The sequence below is a fragment of the Martinezella multihospitum genome (assembly GCF_900094585.1).
GTDB lineage: Bacteria > Pseudomonadota > Alphaproteobacteria > Rhizobiales > Rhizobiaceae > Rhizobium > Rhizobium multihospitium.
The window spans coordinates 565,891-584,885 of the sequence record NZ_FMAG01000004.1 but is presented as its reverse complement, the minus strand read 5'-3'; the positions used below and the strand labels follow the sequence as shown (position 1 = coordinate 584,885).

Genomic DNA, 18,995 nt, shown 5'->3' with positions numbered 1-18,995 from the left:
CGGCAATCCGCCTCGGTTCCAATGCGTGCTGTTCGTCTATTTGCGCTTGATAAGCGCTTGCGCGGCGTCCGCAATAGCCGATGGGGCCATGCCGAATTCGTCGAGCAGGAATTCGGCCGAGCCGGTCGGCGCATAGATGCCGGGAACGCCGAGGCGCGTCATCGGCACGGGGACGTTGTCGACAACAACCTCGGCCACAGCCGATCCCAGCCCGCCAAAGATCGAATGTTCTTCCGCAGTCACGATCGCGCCGGTTTCCCGGGCAGCCGCAATGATGGCATCCTCGTCGATCGGACGAACCGTGGCGAGATTGAGCACCCTGGCCTTGATGCCGCGCTGCGCGAGAATATTGGCCGCCTTCATCATGCGATGGGTCAGCGTTCCGTTTGCGATGAGCGTGACATCGGAACCTTCACGCAGGAGATTGGCCTTTCCAAGTTCGAACTTGTGCCCTTCCGTCAGAAGGTCGGGCACGCCGACCCGCGACAGGCGCAGGAAGCACGGGCCATTATAGTTTGCCGCCCATTCCACCGCGGCCGCCGTCTCGATGCGATCGCATGGCGCGATCACGGGAAGGTTGGGCAGAACGCGCGTCCAGGCGAAATCCTCGATGGAGTGATGGGTCGGGCCGAGCTCTCCATAGGCCATTCCAGAGGAAATACCGACGAGCTTGACGTTGGCATTCGAGTAGGAGATGTCGGCCTTGATCTGCTCTAGCGATCTACCTGTGAGGAATGGCGAGGCGCCGCAGACATAGGGGAGGCGTCCGCCATTGGCGAGGCCTGCGCCGACGCCGACCATGTTCTGCTCGGCAATGCCGACATTGACCAGGCGGTCGGGAAACTTCGACTTGAAGCCGCCGAGCTTCGAAGATCCGACCGAATCGTTGCAGACTGCGACGATCGTTTCGTTCTCGGCGGCAAGGCGTTCGAGCGTTGATGCGAAAGCGTCTCGGCAGTCATGGAGCTTGGGTGCATTCACGGGTGCGTTCATTAAAGTGCCTCCGACAATTCTGCCAATGCGACTTCGTACTGTTCCTTGTTCGGAACCTTGTGGTGCCAGTCGACACGGTCCTGCATGAAAGAGATTCCGTGTCCCTTGTTGGTGTGGGCCACAATGCAGTGGGGACGGTCGCTTCGGTGCTCGAGCGCCGGGACGACCTCATGCATGTTGTTGCCGTCGATTTCGGTAACGTCCCAGCCAAAGGCTTCGAGCTTAGGACGAAGAGGTGCTATGTCGTTCGTATCCGAAAGCGCGGCACCCTGCTGGAAACGGTTGTGGTCGACAATCAGGGTGAGGTTATCAAGCCGGAACTGCGCCGCGGCCATGATCGCCTCCCAGTTGGAGCCCTCCTGCATCTCGCCATCGCCGGTGATCACGTAGGTATGGTAGCCGGCGCCCGATAGTTTCGCCGCCTTGGCCATGCCAACCGCAACCGGCAGGCCGTGTCCGAGAGGACCGGTATTGGTTTCGACGCCCGGCACCTTGTTGCAATTGGGGTGGCCATTGAGCCGCGAATGCGGCTTCAGGAACGTTGAAATCTCGTCTTCCGGAATGAAACCGCGTTTCGCCAGAGTGACGTAAAGCGCGCATGCCGTATGTCCCTTCGACAGCACAAACCTGTCCCGATCGGGATGTTTCGGCTGATCCGGCCAGACGCGCAGCACGCGGAAATACAGCGCGGTCAGGAGATCGATCACGGACATCTCGCCGCCGATATGTCCGGCCCCTGCCTCGTAGACTGCCTGGAGGTCTCGCAGACGTATCTGCCGAGCAACGCGTTCAAGTTCGGAAGGCTCCATCATTTCCTCGTGTGAATAAATATTCATCTATTTATATTTTTGCACAGGAAGATCGTTAGTCAAGCCCCCGTGGATGAGTTGTCGTCAAAACAGGCCGAAAAGACTCGGTTGACAGCGCCAAGGTGAGTTGGTAATGAATTTTCCAGCATATGTGAATAAATATTCTATTTTGAAAACCTAGCCGCCAGGCATGGCCGCTAGCCTCAGGTCCCTGGGAGGAATGATGGTGGCGATCGACGTCAATGAACAGAGCCGTCCGTCCGTGGCGTGGCTGAAAAAGCTCACCGGCGCTACCGGGCCACTTGTCGGATTGCTCGCTCTTTGCGTTTTCCTGAGCATCAGCACCGATGCGTTTCTTTCGCTCCGCAATGGCCTCAACATTCTCGATCAGATCACCGTGCTTGGGATCATGGCCGTCGGCATGACCTTCGTCATCCTGATCGGTGGCATCGACCTTTCCATTGGCTCGGTTCTTGCGCTGTCCATGATGGTCATGGGCTGGACGGCAAATATTGCCGGCTTGCCGCTTGCAGCCGGGATCGCCGTCGCACTTGTCGCCTCTGCGGTGAGCGGACTGATCGTCGGACTTCTCGTCACTCTTTTCAGGGTTCCGGCCTTTATCGCGACATTGGCGATGATGTCAGCCGCGCGCGGCGTCGCGAACATGATCACGGATGGACAGCAGATCGTCGGATTTCCCGACTGGTTCATGATGCTCGCGATCGATCGCCATTTCGGTGTGCTGACAGCAACGGTCTTCCTGATGCTGGCGGTCGTCGCCGTGGCCTGGGTGTTTCTTCACTTCCGCTCCGAGGGCCGCATGCTCTATGCCGTGGGGGGCAATCCCGAAGTGGCTCGTCTTGCCGGCATCAATGTCCAGCTCGTGACGATTGCGGTCTATGTCGCAAGCGCAGTGCTCGCCGGTCTGGCCGGTATCGTGCTGGCGGCCCGCCTCGATTCCGTTCAGCCATCCAGCGGCTTTGGATACGAACTCGACACGATTGCGGCCGTCGTCATTGGCGGCACTTCGCTCTCCGGTGGATCCGGCGGTATCGGCGGCACGCTGATCGGCGTCCTGATCATCGGCGTCCTGCGCAACGGCCTCAATCTGCTCAACGTCTCGCCATTCCTGCAGCAGGTCATCATCGGCATCGTCATTGTGCTTGCGGTTGGTGCGGAAACGATCCGCAGGCGGCGGGCCTGATATTCGGATCCGCGTCCGGCGGATCCTAGCGATTTCCTCTCCGAAAGGTTTGGAGCGGATCATTTGCCCGAGGGGGAGGATATGCCCAAGGGTTCACTAAAAAAGGAGGAAATGAAATGAAACTTGCGCGCATTCTTCTGGCCTCGGCCGCCGTGCTGGCGATGTCATTGGGCTCTGTTCAGGCAAAAGACACCAAGAAGATCGGCCTTGCCGTCGCAAACCTGCAGGCAAACTTCTTCAACCAGATCAAGCAGTCCGTCGAGGATGAAGCCAAGAAGCGTGGCATTCAGGTCGTGACCGTGGATGCCAAGGGCGATGGTCCGACCCAGATCAATCAGATCCAGGATCTGCTGACCCAGAACATCGATGCCTTGATCTATATTCCGGCCGGCGCTGCGGCCGCGAGCGTTCCCGTAAAGCTCGCCAAGAATGCCGGCATTCCGGTCGTCAACGTCGATCGCAACGCCGACGGCGCGCCTGGCGACACCTTCCTTGCGACGGATTCCGTCGCGTCGGCCAAGGCCGTTTGCGACTACATCCTCAAGCAGGCTGGCGGCAAGGGCAAGATGGTGATCATCCACGGTCAGAAGGGCACAACGCCTGAGGTCGACCGCAGCAAGGGTTGCGCCGAATCGCTGAAGGCAAATCCCGATGTGAAGGTGGTGGCCGAGCAGTATTCCAACATGTGGGCTCAGGACGAGGGCTTCCAGATCATGCAGAACATGCTGCAGGCAAATCCGGATGTCTCGATCGTGTTTGCCCAGGCTGATGCGCTCGCACTCGGCGCAGCACAGGCGATCAAGGTTGCGAACCCATCCCAGAAGATCGTTGTTGGCGGCTTCGATGGCGATACGGCAGCTTTGGAAGCGCTCAGCAAGGGTGTTTTCGACGTGACCGCGACGCAGCAGACGCAGAAGATGGGCCGCGATGCGGTCGCCAACGCCGTCAAGCTCGTCGCCGGCGAGAAGGTGCCGGCGGTACAGCTGATGGACGCCACGCTGACGACCAAGGAAAATGTGGCAGGCTTCATCGCCAACCACCCGTAATCGTCCTGAAATCTTGAGGAGATGTGCCGTGACTGAGCCCGTTCTTTCCCTGAGGGGCATATCCAAGCGCTACGGACCGCTTCAGGTGCTGAAGAAAGTCAGCCTTGATGTCTATCCGGGTGAAGTGGTCGCGCTTCTCGGCGAAAACGGCGCCGGCAAATCGACATTGTCGGGCATTATCGCCGGATCACGCACGCCTTCCGAGGGAACGATGACATGGCTGGGGCAGCCCTATGCCCCGGCCACTCCACGCGAGGCGATCGACAAGGGCGTCGTCCTGATCCATCAGGAATTGCAGCTCCTGCCACATCTTTCGATCGCTGAAAATGTCTTTATCGGGCGATGGCCGATGAAGAACGGGGCTGTCGATCGCGCCCAGATGGTTCGGCGTGCGCAGGAACAGCTTGCCCGCCTGAACCTGCATATTCCAGCGACGCGAAAGGTCGCGGGCCTGTCGACGGCCAATCAGCAGCTCATCGAAATCGCCAAGGCGCTGGCGCTCAATGCCAAGCTGCTGATCCTCGACGAACCGACGGCTGCACTTGGTGGCGCGGAGACGGAAGCGCTGTTCGAGCAGGTGAGAAAGCTTCGGTCTGAAGGTGTCGGCATTGTCTACATCTCCCACCGCATGGAAGAGATCAAGCAGATCACCGATCGCATCGTTGTCCTGCGTGACGGCGAGCGCGTCCAGGAATTCGCCGATAGCGCCACCCCTGTTCGCACGATCGTCGAAAGCATGGTCGGCCGTTCGCTGGATCGGATGTTCCCGACGCTTCCCGAGCCGACGGATCGTCCCGTTCTGCAGGTCAGCGGGCTGAGCTCTCCTGATAACTCTTTCCGGGACGTGACCTTCGATGTTCGGGCCGGCGAGATCCTCGGCATTGCCGGGCTGGTTGGTGCCGGTCGCACGGAACTCGTCCGCGCCATTTCCGGAGTTGATCCGATCAGCGCCGGTTCGATCAGGCTGGAGGGCGAAGAGCTCAAGCTTCGCGATCCGGCGGATGCGATCGCCAAGGGCATCGTGATGGTGCCCGAGGATCGCAAGGAGCAGGGTCTCGTCGTCGGTCATCGGATCAGCGAAAACATCATCTATGCTAATCTCGACAAGCTCGGCGGACGTTGGATCACATCGCGCGTCAAGCGTGCTTTCGCCGAAAAGGCAGTAGCGAAGTTTGGCGTCAAAGGCCGGGCCGAGCAATATGCCTCGGACCTGTCGGGCGGCAACCAGCAAAAGGTCGTCATCGCAAAGTGGCTGATGCGCGATCCCAAGGTCGTCGTCCTCGACGAGCCGACCCGAGGCATCGATGTCGGCGCGCGAGCCAGCATCTACGACATCATCGTCAACCTCGCAAAGCGGGGGGTGGCCGTCATCGTCGTCAGCTCCGATCTCGAGGAGGTTCTTGGTGTCTCCAACCGAATTCTCGTGCTTGCACAGGGCAAACAGGCAGGCATTCTCAATCGTGACGAGGCCAATGATGTCTCTGTCATGGAACTTGCGACAATCTAGACAAACAGAAAGGAAGAGCGGTGTCCGACATCACTCTGAACGCCCCGAAGCTTTTCGATCTTGAGGGACAGGTCGCGCTTGTGACCGGCGCTGGAAGCGGGATTGGGCAGCGCATCGCAATCGGCCTTGCGCAGTGCGGCGCCAACGTCGCGCTTCTGGACCGTCGATCCGACGATGGTCTAGCGAACACGGCTTCGCATATCGAAGCGGCCGGTCGCCGTTCCATCCAGATCGCGGCTGATGTCACCAGCAAATCTTCTCTTGCGGATGCGGTTGCCCGCACAGAGGCGGAACTTGGCGCCTTGACGCTTGCCGTCAACGCCGCCGGTATCGCCAACGCCAACCCTGCGGAGGAGATGGAAGAGGACCAATACCAGACATTGATGGATATCAACCTGAAAGGCGTCTTCCTGTCCTGCCAGGCAGAAGCGCGCGCCATGCTGAAAAATGGACGCGGATCGATCGTCAATATTGCCTCCATGTCCGGCGTCATCGTCAATCGCGGCCTGAGCCAGGCCCACTACAACGCCTCCAAAGCCGGTGTGATCCACATGTCGAAGTCGCTGGCGATGGAGTGGGTCGGTCGCGGCATCCGCGTCAACACCATCTCGCCGGGATATACGGCGACGCCGATGAACACGCGTCCGGAAATGGTTCACCAGACCAAACTTTTCGAAGAGCAGACGCCGATGCAGCGCATGGCAACGGTCGATGAGATGGTCGGCCCCGCCGTCTTCCTGCTGTCGAATGCCGCGAGCTTCGTGACGGGCGTCGATCTGCTCGTCGACGGTGGCTTCTGCTGCTGGTGATGTGATGAAGAAACTGATTGTCGGCAACTGGAAAATGAACGGTCTCGCTTCCTCCCTGGCTGAGATCGAGGCGCTGAAGGGGCTAACGGGCGAGGCGGCGTGTGACATCGTCGTCTGCCCGCCCTTCACGCTGGTCGAGAAAGCAGTCGAACGGGCGCGAGGGTCGGGGATTGCCATTGGGGCACAGGATTGCCACGCGCAGACCTCAGGCGCCTATACCGGAGATGTTTCTGCCGAGATGCTCGCCGAAATCGGCGCTCGCTTTGTAATCTTGGGACATTCCGAACGGCGTTCGGCTTACAAGGAGATGGATGCCGTGGTCGCAGGCAAGGCCGCCGCCGTCCATGGGGCGGGGCTGGTAAGCATCATTTGTGTCGGCGAGACGCGAGAAGAACGGGACGAGGGCAGGGCGATCAAAGTGGTTCGTGCCCAGCTAGAAGCATCAATTCCCAACACTGCAACCAGTTCGAACACGACGATCGCCTATGAACCAGTATGGGCGATCGGAACAGGACTGGTTCCGACCCTGGAACAGATCGAGGAGATACATTCGTCTATCCGCCAGGCACTTGAAAAGCGGCTGGGAGAAAATGGGCAGGGTGTCAGAATCCTCTATGGCGGCTCGGTCAAGGCGTCGAATGCAAAGGCGATCTTCGGCGTTTCCAACGTCGATGGCGCTCTCGTCGGAGGCGCGTCGCTGAAGGCATCGGAGTTTGCCGGGATTATTACGGCGGCCGCTTGAAATCGCCAGCAACAGGCAGGGCGATCGGCCCCTTGAGCCGGCGCCTGGCGTGGCTGTCATCGCGAAAGGAATAGAGAATGCAACGCTTCGAAAACAAGACTGTCGTCATCACCGGCGCAAGCCGCGGCATCGGGGCCGCGATCGCCAAACGGTTCGCGCGTGAGGGCGCCAATCTCGTAGTCTCGGCCAATGAGGATTCCGTCCATACGGTCGCCGATGCGATCAAGGCTGACGGCGGAAAGGCGATTTCTTTCGTCGGAGATGTGACGGACAAGGCCAGTGTGAAGGGGCTCTACGATGCGGCCGAGGCAGCCTTCGGCGCCGTCCATGTTTCCATTCAGAATGCCGGCGTCATCACCATTGCCCGCGTCGAGGATATGACCGAGGATGAGTGGGACAAGGTCATGGCGGTCAATACCAAGGGCGTCTTCCTCTGCGCCCAGGAGGCGATTGCCCGCATGCGCAAGCATGGCCGCGGCGGCCGCATCATCAATACCGCCTCCGGCCAGGCGCGCGACGGCTTCATCTACACGCCGCATTATGCCGCATCGAAGATGGGCGTGGTCGGCATCACCCAGAGCCTTGCAAAGGAAGTCGCGACCGAGGGCATTACCGTGAACGCCTTTTGCCCCGGCATCATCGAAACCGACATGTGGGCCTATAACGACCAGGCTTGGGGCAAGCTGCTCGGCAACTACGGCCCCGGCGAGCTCATGAAGGAATGGGTCGCAGGCATTCCGATGAAACGGGCCGGATCGGGCGAAGACGTTGCAGGTCTCGTCACTTTCCTTGCCAGTGACGATGCGGCCTATATCACCGGCCAGACGATCAATGTCGATGGCGGCCTGATCATGTCGTAGTTCGACAATGAGGAACGGTGCGTTCATCGGACGGATCGGATTCTCGACAATTCGGCGATCAAAGCCTCTTGCGGAATGAGGCATTGATCCCGTATCTTTCACTTGTTCTCAGGGCGGGGTGCAATTCCCCACCGGCGGTATGGGGAGTTTCCTCGAGCCCGCGAGCGCCTTCCGAGCTTTCGGAAGGGTCAGCAGATCCGGTGAGATGCCGGAGCCGACGGTCATAGTCCGGATGGAAGAGAGCAACGCAGGAGACGCCGCTTCGCCGTGGCGTTCACATGCTTGTTCGCCCAAGGGAAGATGGTGGCTTTGACCGGCCATGCACGCCGTTTTAAACGGCAACCCTTGAAAGGCAGGAAAATGGTAATTTCGAAAATTGAAGATGCGATCGCTGCAATTGCGCGGGGCGAGATCATCGTGGTTGTCGATGATCGTGACCGCGAAAACGAAGGCGATCTGGTGATTGCTGCGGAAGCGGTCACACCGCAGGCGATCGCCTTCATGATGAACCACGCCCGCGGTCTCATCTGCGTTCCGATGGAAGGCGAAAGGCTCGACGAGCTCGACATTCCGTTGATGGTGCCGCGCAACACGGAGGTCCTCAAGACCGCCTTCACCGTTTCTGTCGACTACATCCCGGAAACCACGACCGGCATATCCGCGGCAGACCGGGCGGCAACCGTTCAGGCCCTCGTCAGGGACGGATCGCGTCCGGAAGAATTTGCCCGGCCCGGTCATATCTTTCCGCTTCGCGCGCATCCAAACGGCGTCCTGTCGCGCCCGGGGCACACGGAAGCAGCCGTGGATCTAGCCCGGCTTGCCGGCCTTTCGCCGGCCGGCGTCATCTGTGAAGTGGCAAACGACGACGGCACGATGGCCCGTCTTCCAGAGCTCGAAGTTTTCGCCGAGCGGCATGGCCTCCATCTTGTCACGATCGAGGATCTGATTGCCTACAGGGCTGCAAGCGCTCCCTTCAAGGCTGCCTGATCGTTCTGATACGGCCTATCCTGATCCTGACCGGATTGATGATTATGCAAGGCTCTCCCGCGCTCCTTGAGGATGAAGGAGAGCCTTCTTCAGCTGATGGATATGTCCGGCGCCAATCCCGCAGCAGCCGCCGACCATCGTCGCGCCGGCATCGACCCATGAGCAGGCGAAGCGCGAATAGGCGTCATCATTCAGATCCTCCCGGGTCGCATGAAGGCCCTCATTGGCAGCGGACTCGCCTTGTTCTCCCTCAAAGGCATTGGCATAGACGCCGATCTGCAGATTGCTGCTGCCCCGCTTGAAAACCTCCGCTGCCGCATCGACGGCCTCTCGCATGACTTCCGGTTTACTGCAGTTGAACAGGAGCGCCTCGGCGCCAGATGACGCGGCCCACCGAGCCGCATCCTCGACGGTTTCGCCGGATCGAAGCTTGGGCGAAGCGCCATTCCTTTGGGCGGCGTCATCCGCCAGTGTGAAGGAGATCCAGAACGGTTTGCCGGTTTCAGCGACCGCAGCCCGAACCGCCTCTCCCTCCGCGATCAAGCTGAGGGTTTCGCCGAGCCAGACATCGACATAAGGATCGAGGTTCTCGACCAGAACCTTGAGATAGTCCTGTACCCTTGACGGATCGAAATTCTGTGGCTCGTAGGAGCCGAAGATGGGTGGCAGCGAACCGGCGACCAGGACTTTTCGATCCTTGCATGCATCCGCGGCGTCGCGCGCCAGCCGTCCGGAAAGGGCGATGAGATCGGCTCCTTCCTTCCAGAACCGCTCCTCGCCAATGTGGAAAGGGACGAGTGCGTAGCTGTTCGTTGTAATGACGTCCGAGCCGGCGGCGATGAATTCGTCATGGACCTGCCGGACGATCGCAGGCGAATCGACGAGCGCCAGCGCCGACCATTCCGGCTGCTTCAGTTCCGCGCCAAGACGCAGCAGTTCGCGGCTCATGCCGCCATCGAGGATCAAGAGTTTGCTCATGAATGGAATCTCCAAAATGGCTCGCATCTGCGGAGAGGTTTGGCCCCTCCTTCGTGCCAGGGGTTAGCGCCGCACCGGCACCTGAGCTTCCAGAAAACGGAAGCTTCGCGCGATGATGGCTGTAAGGATGAGATAGAAGACGGTTACGACGATCAGCGGCTCGTAGACGAGCAGCGTGTCCTGGCGAACCTTGGTGGCAACGGCGTAGAGATCCATCACCGTCACGGTGAAGGCGAGCGGGGTCGCTTTCAGCTGCATGACGATTTCGCCGCCGATCGTCGGCAGTGCGATGCGAATGGCGCGCGGCAGCCAGATGCGCCGGGTCAGCGTGAAGGGCCGCATGCCGAACGCGCGGCCGGCTTCCAGCTCGCCTTTCGGGACAGCCAGCAACGCGCCGCGCAAAACCTCCGCCTCGTAAGCCGCATAATTCAGCGTGAAACTGACAGCGGCAAAGAAGAATCCTTCGCGCAGGATCGGCCAGAAGAGGCTTTGGCGGATTCCCGGGATCATCGGCAGAAGAGAGCCGACGCCGTAATAGAGCAGCCAGAGCTGTATCAGCAGCGGCGTACCCCGGAAGAAGGTGCAATAGCCACGCGCAAGGGTTCGCAGAAAAGGGCCGCCACTGACCTGGGCGAAGGCGAGGCCGATTGCGATGACGAAGCCGAAGACGACGGAAATCGCGAGCAGCGACAGCGTTTGCACGGCTCCCGTCAACAAAAGCGGCGAATAGGATGATATCCATGAGAAGGTCATGCCCGCACTCCTCACGCAAGCTTCGGCTGGCCGCGCCGCACTCGCCGCTCGACCAAGTTAAATAGGACATTCGAGACGAGTGTCAGAGCGAGATAGATGAGCGCGGAGGCGAGGAAAAAGATGAAATAGTGCTTGGTGCTCGCACCGGCGAGACGTGTGGCGAGAGCCAGTTCCTGATAACCGACGACCGCGACGAGCGCGCTGTCCTTGGTGACCGACATCCACAGATTGGCAAGACCAGGAAGGGCGTTCGGCAGCAGAGCCGGCAGAATGATGCGGCGGAAACGCAGGCGCGGCCCCATGCCGAAAGCCTTCGCCGCCTCGATCTGGCCGACGGGAATCGCAAGGATCGCACCGCGCAGCACCTCCGTCATATAGGCGCCCTGCACGAAGCCGAGCACGGCAACTGCGACCGCAAAGCCGTTCAATTCGAAGGCGGGCAGATTGAGCACGGCGAGGAGGCGATTGAGGCCGTCCATGCCCGCATAATAGAGCCCGACGATCAGGATCAGTTCGGGGACCGCACGGACGGCGGTCGTATAGAGTTCAAGCAGAAGGCGTAACGGCCTGATGCCGGAAAGCTTGCCCAATGCGCCGCCGGTACCAAGCAGCAGGCCTATCAGAAATGCGCCGGCGGAGATGGCGACCGTGGAGGCAGCCCCGGTCAAAAGTACCCCGCCCCATCCGGGCGGATAGGGGGAGAGCAGATCCAGAATGCCTTGTTGGGAGGTCGCCATCGCTGCGATCGTTTACTTGGCGCCGTAGATGTCGAAGCTAAAATACTTCTTGGTGATTTCGTCGTATTTGCCGCTGGCGCGGACCGCAGCGATCGCGGCGTTGAGCTTTGCCTTGAGCTCGGTGTCCTCCTTGCGAAGGCCGCCGGAAACGCCGGCTCCGAGGATTTCCTTGTCGTCGGCGACATCGCCCATCTTGGCGCAGCAATCCTTGCCGCCATCGCTTTTCAGGAAGGCATCGAGCGCAAGGGAATCGCCAAAGACATAGTCGATGCGGCCGGCGGAGAGATCCTGAAACGCCTCGTCGAGCGTCTGGTAGGTCTTCTCGTCGGCGACCTTGGCAAAATACTTCTTGTAATATTCCGACTGGATGGTCGACACCTGAATGCCGATGGTCTTGCCTTTGACGTCATCTGCCGTCGCGCCCGGCTTCTGCTCCTTCGGGCCGATCAGCGTGCTGGGCGTATTGTAATATTTGTCGGTGAAGTCGATGACCTTCGAGCGCTCGGCCGTATTCGACATGGATGACCAGATCACATCGAACTTCTTGCTCTGAAGCGCCGGGATGAGGCCATCCCAGGAAAGTTCGACGATAGAGCACTTCTCTTTCATCTGCTCGCAGACGGCATCCATCATGTCGATTTCCCAGCCCTGCCATTTGCCCGAGGCATCCTTGGCGAAGAATGGTGGATAGGATTCGTTCATGATGCCGAAGCGAACTTCTGCCTGCGCCGTCATGGCGGAGAGCGTAAGGGCGAGCCCGGCAAATAGAGTGGAAATCAGTTTCATGTAAGAGATTCTCCTAATGGTTTTGTCTGCGAATGGGATGAGGGTCAGGACGTCAGCATGCCGGTGAACTCCCGACAGCGAGCGCTGACCGGGGCGTCGAAGATCTGCCTGGGCGGCCCTTCCTCCTCGATCCGTCCCTGATGCAGGAAGAGAACGTGGTTAGAGACATCGCGGGCAAAGCGCATCTCGTGGGTGACCAGCAGCATGGTCCGGCCTTCCTCGGCCAGATCCCGGATGACCTTGAGGACTTCGCCAACCAGTTCTGGATCGAGCGCCGATGTCGGCTCGTCGAAGAGCATCACTGCCGGGTCGATGCAAAGCGCGCGAGCGATTGCCGCTCTTTGCTGCTGACCGCCAGAGAGAAAGGCCGGATAGGCATCGCGCTTGTCGTAAAGCCCGACTTTATTGAGAAGAGCCTCCGCCTTCTCGATCGCCTCGCGACGGGGAACGCGGAGGACATGCACCGGAGCCTCGATGATGTTTTCGAGAACGGTCATGTGCGCCCAGAGATTGAAGCTCTGGAATACCATGCCCAACCCGCTACGTATCCGCTCGATCTGCCGCCAGTTTTTCGGCTGCATCTGTCCGTGGCGTCCCCGCTTGAGAGCGACTTCCTCGCCGTTGACGACGATGCGGCCGCGATCGGGCATTTCAAGCAGGTTTATGCAGCGCAGAAACGTGCTTTTTCCGGAGCCGGACGAGCCGATGATGGAAATCACGTCCCCTTGATTGGCGGTGGTTGAAACGCCCTTGAGAACCTGATGTGACCCAAAGCTCTTGTGGAGATCTTCCACGCAAAGCGCCTGGGAGGACAGCTCTGTCATACATAATTCCGATGAAAAACAATTTGCGGAGAATATCGCGAAGAAGGGCGGAATTTGCGCGCAATTTCAGATTATTTTGCATAAAAAATGCAAAAATGTATTTCTTGTGCATCTTTTGTGATAGAATAGAGATATCGTCAGGTGATTTTATTAGCGATCAGAGGAGTAGGAATGGAAAACCTGGATCGATTTGATCGCGATATTCTCGATATCGTTCAGCGCAATTGCCAACTCACTGCCGAAGCGATCGCAGAGGAGGTCGGCCTTTCGACATCCGCCGTACAGCGGCGCCTGAAAAGGTTGCGCGAGGATGGCATCATCAAGGCTGAAATCGCGGTCGTCGACCGCAAGGCGACCGGAACTCCAATGGTGTTCATCGTCGGCATGGAGATCGAGCGGGACAATTACGATGCGCTTGCCAAGTTCCGCCTTTGGGCGGAAAAGCAGGATCATATCCAGCAGGTCTATTATGTCACTGGTGCCGTCGACCTCATTGCCATCGTCACTGCCAGGGATGTCGAGCACTATGACGACATCGCCGCCGTCATCATGGCGGAAAATCCGCAGATCCGGCGCATGCACACCAATGTTGTATTGCGTGACGTCAAGCTCGGATTATTCGTGCCGCTGGCAGAGGGTAACGACGCCGGACGATAACCTGCGGATTGCAGAATGATTGGCGAGCACGCCGTGCCCGCCTCTCATCCGCATATAACGAGACGAGAAGGAACTATCCTCTGGACATATCCAGGGGCGGCATCACATCTGCATGCAGCGGACTGACATAGGGTTTGCGGGCGGTTTGTTCGGCCAGGGCGGCTTTTGCGCTTTCCATCAAAATCGGATCAGTGATCGCGGCAAGCCCTGTCGCTGCCATCGCTTTTGCTGCATGCACCATCGCTTTGTGTGCCACCGGCATCTTGCCCTGGGCCACCACCTGCCATGTATGAAACGGCGTGCCGATCGCAACCGTCGGCGCGTGAACCTGAACGGTCGGGATGACCCAGCTGACGTCGCCAACATCCGTCGACCCGATCAATGGCTTGCGGTTTGCGTTTTGCGGGGTGAGAAAGGTCGCGAGCGGTTCGTCGGTGACGGGCATTCCGATGGCCTGGTATTCGGCCGTGATATCGGCATCCGACAAAGTGCCCTGAATTTTCCTGGCAAATGCGCGATCGTCGTCATCGAAAGACGGTACGCCCAGTTCGTCCATCGCATTGTAAAGAGCCTGTTCGAGCGGCCTGTTGCCCAAAGTGTTGGAGACTGCACTGACGACCTTCATTTCCACGCTGGTTTCGGTCATCAGGGCAGCGCCCTGCGCAATCTTGTAGACGCGTTGCACCAGCTCGAGCATGTCCTGCAATTCCATGGCGCGTATCGAGTATCGGACACGCGCATGGGCTTGAACCACGTTGGGAGCGATGCCGCCGGTGTCCAGTATGGCCGAATGGACACGGGCATCGGACGGCATATGTTCCCGCATATAGTTGACGCCGACGCTCATCAGCTCAACGGCATCCAATGCGCTGCGCCCCAGATGTGGGGTGGCTGCGGCATGTGAGGCGCGGCCCTTGAAGACGAAATCGGCGCGGGTATTGGCCAATGATAATGGTGGCGCCACCTCCCAGAAGCTGTTGGGATGCCACGATATGGCGATATCGACATCGTCGAAAGCGCCTTCGCGTACCATGAAGGCCTTGGCAGCGCCGCCTTCTTCTGCCGGACATCCATAATAGCGAACACGCGCCGGAATAGCTTTTTCCTTCAGGAAGTTTGCCAAGCCGACAGCGGCGAGCATGGCGCCGGAGCCGAGCAAGTTGTGGCCGCAACCATGACCGTGACCGCCCGTCTCGACAGGCTTGTGTTCGGCAATACCCGCTTCCTGGCTGAGGCCTGGCAGCGCATCATATTCTCCGAGGAATGCGATGACAGGTCCGCTCTCGCCAATCTCTCCAACAAGCGATGTTGGAATTCCGGCTATGCCTTCCTTCACGCGAAAGCCTTGATGCAGGAGTTCGGCCTTATGTTCCGCAGCGGAGCGCACCTCTGTATAGCAAACCTCGGGCATCCCCCAAACGCGGTCGCTCAATTCGATGAGCCGCTGTTTGGCGTCATCGATTTTCGCCCAAAGCTCCTGGCGGTCATTCGCATTCATTTGCAACTCCGATTTTTGTTAAATCCTGCGGATTGTCCGCCATCAGGAAGGTGTCGTGTTCGCGTGGCATCTTATGCTCGCTGCGTTTTCGACATGCAATCGTTTTGAGCTATTGGCTCTGGCAACGGTCGGAAAGCGTCGTTTGGTTGCAAGACGGCCAGCGTTCTCGGCCCGATCGCAAGGCCTTCACCGCCTCAGACTGCGACGCAACAAACTGCTTCAACGCATTGTTTCTGTTGCCCGCAACAACGCGCCGCGTGATCGCAAGTTGGTGGCGCTTTACAAAACGAACTAGTTCGTACATTATTGCTGACGAGGAGTGACGGTGCTGCATCGTGCAGCATTGATGACTGTGAGGATGATCTCGGATGTCCTTGCAAGCGGGTGCAGGCGGAGGCCGGATGCGCACGGTTGCGATATGTCCTCGACATCCGAATGCTCTGGGGAGGAACGACCATGAAAACACAAATCGAACATAAAACACCCAAGCGCGCGGCTCTTGCGAGCTGGTTGGGAAGCGCCGTCGAATATTATGATTTCTTCGTCTACGGTACGGCGGCAGCGCTCATTTTCCCGAAGATCTTCTTTTCGGCGGAAGACCCGCAAACGGCGGCCATCGCCTCATTCGCGACCTTTGGCGTCGCCTATATCATGCGGCCGTTGGGCGCAGTCGTCCTGGGTCACGTCGGCGACAAATTCGGCCGCAAGAAGGTGCTGACCTTCACCCTGCTCCTTATGGGGGTTTCGACCTTCATCATCGGCTGCCTGCCAACCTATAATCAGGCCGGCATCCTGGCGCCTATTCTTTTGGTCCTGGCGCGCTTGCTGCAAGGCATTTCGGCCGCCGGCGAGCAGGCCGGCGCCAGCTCTATGACGCTTGAGCACGCGCCAGAGCATCGGCGGGCCTTCTTTACCAGCTTCACGCTGAGCGGAACGCAGGCCGGGCTGATCCTTGCGACATTGGTCTTCATTCCGCTTGGAAAGCTCGATGAAGCCGCATTGATGTCATGGGGTTGGCGCATCCCCTTCTTTCTAAGCTTCGTGGTGGTTCTCGTCGGCTTCTGGGTCCGCCGGACGCTTGCCGAAACACCTGCCTTTCTGGAGGAAACGAAGAAGGGCGAGGTCGTAAAAGTGCCACTCGTCTCGCTTATCACCAATTATTGGGCCGATGTCCTGCGCATCATCTTTGCCGCATTGATTTCCGTCGTCAGCACGATCTTCAGCGTCTTCACGCTGTCCTATGCCGTCAACACGATGCATATCGATCGTTCGACGATGCTGACCGTTCTGGTGCTTGCCAATATCGTGGCGCTGGGCGCGATTCCCGCATGGGCCATTCTCGCAGACCGCATCGGCCGCAAGCCCGTGTTCATCTTTGGCGCCGTCGGCTGCGCGGTGCTGATCTGGCCCTATATCTGGGCCATCAGCCAGAACAACCTCCTGCTCGTCTTCGTCCTCGGCATCCTGCTTTCGGGCGTGGTCTACAGTGCATCGAACGGCATCTGGCCGGCCCTCTATGCAGAGATGTTCGACACGCGCGTTCGTCTGTCAGGCATGGCGGTCGGAACCCAGATCGGCTTTGCGCTCGGCGGCTTTGCGCCAACGATCAGTGCGGCGGTCATGGGCACAGGACCGATGGGTTGGGTGCCGGTTGCGGTGTTTACTTCGATCACAGCCTTGATTGCTGCCATTTCGGCGGCAACCGCAACGGAGACCTACCGGATGCCGATCGATCAACTCGGCAGGGATGAGCGACGCTTAGCGGCCTCTGTTCGCCATGCCGATCGCGCGGTCTAGTCGTCGCGTCTGATCTTGATGGCGATAACGTGTCGCGATCGCGGATGAGTTTGTTGAAAATCGTCAAGTAACGGGATGAAACAATGAAAACCTCGATTGCGACCGTTTCGATCAGCGGTGACCTCAAGGAAAAGCTTCAGGCCATTGCCAAGGCAGGTTTCGATGGTGTCGAAATCTTTGAGAACGACTTTCTCGCCTTCGATGAATCACCGCGCCAGGTCGGTCAGATGGTCAGGGATCATGGGCTGGAGATCACGCTCTTTCAGCCGTTCCGCGACTTTGAAGGCATGCCCGAACCCCTGCGCAGCCGCACCTTCGACCGGGCCGAACGCAAATTCGACCTGATGCAGGAGATGGGGACCGACCTCGTTCTCGTTTGTTCGAATGTCTCGTCCGCGGCGCTGGGCGGTATTGATCGTGCCGCAGCCGACTTCTTCGAGCTCGGCGAGAGGGCGGCCAAACGCGGCCTGCGGGTCGGATATGAGGCGCTTGCCTGGGGGCGGCACATTCACGACCACCGCGATGCCTGGGAAATCGTCCGTCGGGCCGATCATCCGAATATCGGTCTCATTCTCGACAGCTTCCATACGCTTTCGCGAAAGATCGACGTCAATTCGATCCGGTCGATCCCGAAAGAGAAGATCTTCATCATCCAGCTTGCCGACGCGCCGTTGATCGACATGGATCTGCTCTATTGGAGCCGCCATTTCCGCAACATGCCGGGGGAGGGCGACCTTCCCGTGCTCGAATTCATGAAGGCTGTCGCTGCAACGGGTTACGACGGCTATCTCTCGCTGGAGATTTTCAACGACCAGTTTCGCGGCGGTTCGCCGACCGCCATCGCCGTCGATGGCCGGCGCTCGCTCATCTATCTCGGCGACCAGGTTCATCGTGCGGAAAGCAGCAGCCTCACCTTGCCGCCGATGCCCGCACGTGCCGAGGTTGATGGCGTTGCCTTTGTCGAATTTACCGTCGACGAAGCCGAGGCGCCCGGTCTTTCAGATCGGCTGCGCACGCTTGGCTTTCGCCATGTCGGGCGCCACAAGAGCAAGCGCGTCGATGTGTTCCGGCAAGGCGATATCAATCTGGTCGTCAATACCGATCCGGACGGATTTGCCAGCGCCTCCTATGCTTTGCATGGGCAGTCGGCCTATGCGATGGGATTGTGGGTGGATGATGCCGAGGCCGCACTTGCGCGGGCAGTGGCCCTTGGCGCCGAACGCTTCGAACAGCCATTGGCACCCGGCGAGATCGAAATGCCTGGTGTCAGGGGCATTGGTGGCGGCATCCTGTATTTCCTCGATCGCAGGAGCGCGCTCGGCCGCATATGGGAGATCGAATTCGATCCGGTCAACGACAATACCGATTTGCAGCTCGTCGGGCTGACGGGCATAGACCATGTCGCGCAAACGATGAAATATGAGGAGCTGCTGACATGGCTGCTCTTTTACACGGCGATATTGAAGGCGCATAAGACGCCGATGGTCGACATTATCGATCCTGCCGGCGTCGTCCGCAGCCAGGTCGTCGAAAACGAAAAAGGCACCTTGCGCATCACGCTGAACGGTGCGGAAAATCGGAACACGCTCGCCGGCCATTTCATCGCCGAGACTTTTGGCTCCGGCATCCAGCACCTGGCCTTTGCGACCGATGATATTTTCGCAGCAGCAGCCGCCCTGTCGGAGAACGGTTTTGCCACCTTGATGATCTCGCCCAACTATTACGACGATCTGGAAGCGAGATTTGGCCTGGAGCCGGCTTTCACGGATCGCCTGAAGGCGCACAACATCCTCTATGACCGCGACGATCACGGCGAATATTTCCAGCTTTACAGCCCCACTTACGGCGAAGGCTTCTTCTTCGAAATCGTCCAGCGCAGCGGCTATCGGGGCTATGGTGCGGCGAACGCCATCTTTCGCATCGCAGCGCTGAGGCGGCATCTGCGACCGATTGGTCTGCCGAAACTTTAGGCTCTCCCCATTGGCGTGAAGCCTGTGTTAAAGCTTTG

18 protein-coding genes and 1 riboswitch are annotated in these 18,995 nt (G+C 59.1%); of the genes, 10 read left to right on the top strand and 8 right to left on the bottom strand.

Translation table 11 applies throughout. The features are described 5' to 3' along the window. Positions 1-36: 36 nt before the first annotated feature. Positions 37-993 carry a transketolase family protein gene (locus tag GA0061103_RS18825; protein ID WP_092713750.1) on the bottom strand — a complete coding sequence of 319 codons (957 nt, stop codon included), beginning with the start codon at positions 991-993 and terminating at the stop codon, positions 37-39. Beyond that, positions 993-1,802, bottom strand: coding sequence for a transketolase (locus GA0061103_RS18820; protein ID WP_092714374.1), 810 nt, complete (start codon positions 1,800-1,802; stop codon positions 993-995). Before GA0061103_RS18820 ends, GA0061103_RS18825 begins: the two co-directional genes overlap by 1 nt. A 223-nt stretch (positions 1,803-2,025) precedes the next feature. On the opposite strand from GA0061103_RS18820, the gene GA0061103_RS18815 reads away from it, so the two are divergent. The 7 genes from GA0061103_RS18815 to ribB all read left to right on the top strand — a co-directional run bounded on the left by GA0061103_RS18815 (position 2,026) and on the right by ribB (position 8,957). Then, entirely contained in the window at positions 2,026-3,006 is a 981-nt protein-coding gene (locus GA0061103_RS18815; RefSeq protein WP_092713748.1) for an ABC transporter permease, read from the top strand. Between the two features lie 116 nt (positions 3,007-3,122). After that, positions 3,123-4,052: a sugar ABC transporter substrate-binding protein gene (locus GA0061103_RS18810; protein WP_092713746.1), complete on the top strand. Its 930-nt coding sequence runs from the start codon at positions 3,123-3,125 to the stop codon at positions 4,050-4,052. A 28-nt stretch (positions 4,053-4,080) separates the two neighbouring features. Continuing rightward, entirely contained in the window at positions 4,081-5,559 is a 1,479-nt protein-coding gene (locus GA0061103_RS18805; protein ID WP_092713744.1) for a sugar ABC transporter ATP-binding protein, read from the top strand. A 20-nt stretch (positions 5,560-5,579) separates the two neighbouring features. Next, positions 5,580-6,368 carry an SDR family oxidoreductase gene (locus GA0061103_RS18800; protein WP_092713743.1) on the top strand — a complete coding sequence of 263 codons (789 nt, stop codon included), beginning with the start codon at positions 5,580-5,582 and terminating at the stop codon, positions 6,366-6,368. A 4-nt stretch (positions 6,369-6,372) separates the two neighbouring features. Beyond that, complete coding sequence (tpiA, locus tag GA0061103_RS18795) at positions 6,373-7,110, top strand: triose-phosphate isomerase (RefSeq protein WP_092713741.1); 738 nt, start codon at positions 6,373-6,375, stop codon at positions 7,108-7,110. A gap of 77 nt (positions 7,111-7,187) precedes the next feature. Beyond that, on the top strand, positions 7,188-7,970 hold the full coding sequence (locus GA0061103_RS18790; RefSeq protein WP_092713739.1) for a glucose 1-dehydrogenase: 783 nt from the start codon (positions 7,188-7,190) through the stop codon (positions 7,968-7,970). A 100-nt stretch (positions 7,971-8,070) separates the two neighbouring features. Next, a riboswitch (FMN riboswitch) is annotated at positions 8,071-8,218 on the top strand. Positions 8,219-8,330: 112 nt separating this feature from the next. Continuing rightward, positions 8,331-8,957 carry a 3,4-dihydroxy-2-butanone-4-phosphate synthase gene (gene ribB, locus GA0061103_RS18785; RefSeq protein ID WP_092713737.1) on the top strand — a complete coding sequence of 209 codons (627 nt, stop codon included), beginning with the start codon at positions 8,331-8,333 and terminating at the stop codon, positions 8,955-8,957. Between the two features lie 42 nt (positions 8,958-8,999). Here the strand turns inward: ribB and GA0061103_RS18780 are convergent, their stop codons facing one another. The 5 genes from GA0061103_RS18780 to GA0061103_RS18760 all read right to left on the bottom strand — a co-directional run bounded on the left by GA0061103_RS18780 (position 9,000) and on the right by GA0061103_RS18760 (position 13,035). Next, positions 9,000-9,935: a homocysteine S-methyltransferase family protein gene (locus GA0061103_RS18780; protein ID WP_092713735.1), complete on the bottom strand. Its 936-nt coding sequence runs from the start codon at positions 9,933-9,935 to the stop codon at positions 9,000-9,002. Positions 9,936-9,998: 63 nt separating this feature from the next. Continuing rightward, complete coding sequence (locus tag GA0061103_RS18775; protein WP_092713733.1) at positions 9,999-10,688, bottom strand: ABC transporter permease; 690 nt, start codon at positions 10,686-10,688, stop codon at positions 9,999-10,001. An 11-nt stretch (positions 10,689-10,699) separates the two neighbouring features. Further along, positions 10,700-11,425: an ABC transporter permease gene (locus GA0061103_RS18770; protein ID WP_092713731.1), complete on the bottom strand. Its 726-nt coding sequence runs from the start codon at positions 11,423-11,425 to the stop codon at positions 10,700-10,702. Positions 11,426-11,437: 12 nt separating this feature from the next. Then, positions 11,438-12,211 (bottom strand): transporter substrate-binding domain-containing protein, encoded by a 774-nt coding sequence (locus GA0061103_RS18765; protein ID WP_092713729.1) that lies wholly within the window; start codon positions 12,209-12,211, stop codon positions 11,438-11,440. Positions 12,212-12,255: 44 nt separating this feature from the next. After that, positions 12,256-13,035 (bottom strand): ABC transporter ATP-binding protein, encoded by a 780-nt coding sequence (locus GA0061103_RS18760; RefSeq protein ID WP_092713727.1) that lies wholly within the window; start codon positions 13,033-13,035, stop codon positions 12,256-12,258. A 171-nt stretch (positions 13,036-13,206) separates the two neighbouring features. On the opposite strand from GA0061103_RS18760, the gene GA0061103_RS18755 reads away from it, so the two are divergent. Continuing rightward, on the top strand, positions 13,207-13,692 hold the full coding sequence (locus GA0061103_RS18755; RefSeq protein WP_092713725.1) for an Lrp/AsnC family transcriptional regulator: 486 nt from the start codon (positions 13,207-13,209) through the stop codon (positions 13,690-13,692). Positions 13,693-13,765: 73 nt separating this feature from the next. Here the strand turns inward: GA0061103_RS18755 and GA0061103_RS18750 are convergent, their stop codons facing one another. Next, positions 13,766-15,190 carry a M20 family metallopeptidase gene (locus tag GA0061103_RS18750; protein WP_092713723.1) on the bottom strand — a complete coding sequence of 475 codons (1,425 nt, stop codon included), beginning with the start codon at positions 15,188-15,190 and terminating at the stop codon, positions 13,766-13,768. Positions 15,191-15,646: 456 nt separating this feature from the next. Here GA0061103_RS18750 and GA0061103_RS18745 point away from each other — a divergent pair, with 456 nt between their 5' ends. Both GA0061103_RS18745 and GA0061103_RS18740 read left to right on the top strand, forming a co-directional pair. Further along, entirely contained in the window at positions 15,647-16,987 is a 1,341-nt protein-coding gene (locus GA0061103_RS18745; RefSeq protein ID WP_092713721.1) for an MFS transporter, read from the top strand. An 83-nt stretch (positions 16,988-17,070) separates the two neighbouring features. Beyond that, a complete protein-coding gene (locus GA0061103_RS18740; protein WP_092713719.1) occupies positions 17,071-18,957 on the top strand; it encodes a bifunctional sugar phosphate isomerase/epimerase/4-hydroxyphenylpyruvate dioxygenase family protein in 1,887 nt (628 codons plus the stop codon). Positions 18,958-18,995: the final 38 nt, after the last annotated feature.